The organism is Cellulomonas sp. P4_D11 (assembly GCF_056401915.1).
The window spans coordinates 1-673 of the sequence record NZ_JBFUIK010000078.1 but is presented as its reverse complement, the minus strand read 5'-3'; the positions used below and the strand labels follow the sequence as shown (position 1 = coordinate 673).

Genomic DNA, 673 nt, shown 5'->3' with positions numbered 1-673 from the left:
CTGCACCCGGCGCCTGGGTCAGGACCTGGTCCTGCGTGCCACCCACACCAGCACGTACCCGGTGCTGGGTGACGCGTGGGCGGCCGGTCGGATCGAGGCGCGCAAGATCGACGTGATCCTGGCCGAGATCCACACCGGGGGCGCCGGTCTGGGCCGTGAGGTCCTGGACGAGGTGGTCGCGGATGCGGTGGTGCGGGCCGGGGACCTGACCGCCCCTCAGCTCACTCGGCACGTGCGCGCGATGCTGCTCGCGGTGAACCCGGAGGTTCCGGAGAAGCGGCGTCGGGCCGAACGGGAGCGGCGTGGGGTGTTCCTGGAGCTGGCCCCGGATGCGATGGCTCGGCTGATCGCCTACCTCCCGGCCGCCGAGGCCACGGCGGCGTTCACCGCGATCGACGCCCTGGCCGGCAACGCCGCCGTGGACGGTGACCAGCGGAGCGTGGATCAGCGGCGCGCGGACGCATTCAGTGACATCTTCACCGGGATCCTGGACCGGCAGGCCACCCCCGACGGCACCCCACTACCCACCCGGCACGGGCAACGGGCCGCCCTGCAGGTCTCTGTGGCCGCCTCCACCCTGCTGGGTCTGGACGACAACCCGGGGTTCCTGGGGTCCTACGGGCCGATCCCGGCCCAGGTCGCCCGTGAGCTCGCCCAAGACGCGACCTGGCGC

The 673-nt window shown here is 73.1% G+C and carries 1 protein-coding gene; it reads left to right on the top strand.

Going from position 1 to position 673, the window contains the following annotated elements; translation table 11 throughout:
* A partial coding sequence (locus AC1DT4_RS20245) for a DUF222 domain-containing protein (protein ID WP_477091552.1) occupies window positions 1-673 on the top strand: 673 nt, incomplete at both ends.